1 protein-coding gene is annotated in these 2,414 nt (G+C 59.3%); it reads right to left on the reverse strand.

Going from position 1 to position 2,414, the window contains the following annotated elements:
- Positions 1 to 26: 26 nt before the first annotated feature.
- A complete protein-coding gene (locus YUU_RS54525; RefSeq protein ID WP_063621869.1) occupies positions 27 to 2,177 on the reverse strand; it encodes a recombinase family protein in 2,151 nt (716 codons plus the stop codon).
- Positions 2,178 to 2,414 lie beyond the last annotated feature (237 nt).

A 2,414-nucleotide genomic window follows, 5' to 3' on the forward strand; every position in this document is an offset into this window, starting at 1 on the left:
TCGAGATCGACCAGTCATGATGACTCTCAAGATTCAGTGGTTGGGTTGATGGGTTCGGTGAATGGTGGTGGCAGGCGACGCCACGGAGCCGGCCTGGCTCGGATCGCCTTCAAGGCAGCGATGGTTTCGGCGTCAGCATACACCAGTTTAGCACGGCCGGATCCAGCTCGGACAAAACGACTACGTAGTCGGCCTTTCTGGATCCAGGTGTACAAGGTGGGCTCAGGCACGCCGATCTGCTCGGCTAATTCGCGGGTCGTCCATTCATCGGGTTGACGTTCGATATGCGGTTTGCGGCGCCGATATTTGGGCTCGATTACACCGGCCCTGATCAGCAAGTGATGGACCATCGGAGCACTGAATGTATCGCGGCGTTTGGCCGGACGCCAACCTTCTCGATTGAGGGTATCGGCGATCTCCGCGAAGTTATGGCCATCGCGACGTAGATCGGCAGCGCGCGCAACCAACCGGCTATAGGTGCTCAGTGTTGTCAGGCGAGCGACGGGTCGCATCAACTGATGCAAGGTTCGATTGCCGCCGTGCCAATGGCAGATCACACGAACCTGCTCTGTGTCGTGGATGACCTCGACCAGGACACGTACGAGCAACAGTCGGATGATGGTTTGGCGTTCCTCCTGGGTGGTTGTTTCGGCCCTCCACAGTGCAGGCAGATCCTGAGCCAGACTGCGGATCGCAGACAGTTCTGCAGCGCTTGGCTCCGCAAGCTGTTCACGCCGAACACGTTCGTAATCGGCCTCCAGGTGCATCTGCTCGGCCAGCGCCTCCTCCCAGGCACGTTCGAGCGAACGCGCCACCAGCCGGTTCTCAGGCTCGCATGCGTTGTATTGCCGACGTGCCCTTTCAACCTCATAACGTGCTCTTTCCAAGCGCTGCTGCCAATGAACATCAAGTGCCGCACGCTCAGCCTCCAGATCAGCGGCGAGTGCAAGGCTTGCTTCGAGTGCAGCCGGCTCCAGCGCCCGCAACACCAACCGCGTCATCAACGCATCCAACGGCGCCGCAGTCAGTGACTGGCAGAATGGTTCACCATAGTTGGACTTCATCGACATGCAGACGTAACGCGCAGCATGACCATTGTTGTTGTATTGCGCGGTCATCCGCATACCACAGCGACCGCAGTTGATCACACCGGAGAGCAGTGCACTGCCGGCGCGCGGTGCTCCTCCCCATGCTGCTCTGTTGGATTGCAACTGAGCCTGGTTGCGTTGATATCGATCCCAGGTGATGTAGGCTGGCATCCGGTCCGGCAAAAACACTTCTGCCTCCTCCGCTCGCAGCGAGCGCCGACCAGTGCCGGCACGCCCGGCCTTCTGCCGGCGCCGATCGGTTGAACGGACGCCGTAAACGTAGGCGCCAGCATAAGTCGGATTGGCGAACAGATTTTGCAGCGTCGGCCGATTGGGACGGTGCCACTCAAGCTCGTCCTTGCGCACGCGACCACGCGCGCGAACAGGCAGGCGGATATCATGCTCAACGAGATAGCGCAGGACCTTTCCGATCGTCCGTAAGCGATCGAACAGATCAAACACCAGGCGGATCGTGGCCTGTGCCTGCTCATCAGGGTCAAGCACAACTTCGCCCGATGGGCGGCGCAGATATCCCATCGGCACCGCCTTGCTCAGTTCACCGCGCCGCGCCTTGGCTTTGCGCCCTTCCAGCATGCGGGCCTTGAGGATGTGCAGTTCCGCTTCCGACATCGTGCCTTTCAGCCCCAACAGCAGACGGTCATTGTAGCTGCTAGGATCATACACGCCATCGACATCGGCAATCAGCGTATCGAACAAAGCACAGATTTCCAGCAACTGATGCCAGTCGCGACAGGAGCGCGCCAAGCGCGACATCTCAACGCCAAGAACCAGTCCGACATTGCCGAGACCAACCTCTGCGACCAATCGCTGAAAGCCGAGGCGGCCTTCGATCGTCGAGCCTGATCGGCCAAGATCATCGTCGATGACCACGATCGTCTCACGAGGCCATCCAAATTGAATGGCGCGGTCAACCAACGCGTATTGCAGTCGGGTCGACTCCTGATGACGTTCGACCTGCTGAACTGTCGATTGTCGAATGTAAACGATTGCGAGGCGTTCGCGGTGCTGGCGGTGAATTTTTTCCGGTATGATGCCGCCTCGATGCGGCACAAGATCCCCGTCGATCATCGAATGTCTCCTCGGCAAGAGACATCTGTCGAACCTGTCGCAGAGCCATCTGTCCCAGCGTCACGACGACGCCCCGCTGCCGCTCCTGCGGCAGCGTCTGCCAAACAGGCGGAGGCGGAGATTCGCTCATCGCGGCTTCCAAGCCAACGCGCCAAGGCGCTCAGCGCTTGGAATCCAACTCTCGGTGATTCGTCGAATTCCGTCAAATTATTAGCGGTATTGTCAATGGCATATCGA

Source organism: Bradyrhizobium sp. Ec3.3 (assembly GCF_000472925.1).
Lineage (GTDB): Bacteria > Pseudomonadota > Alphaproteobacteria > Rhizobiales > Xanthobacteraceae > Bradyrhizobium.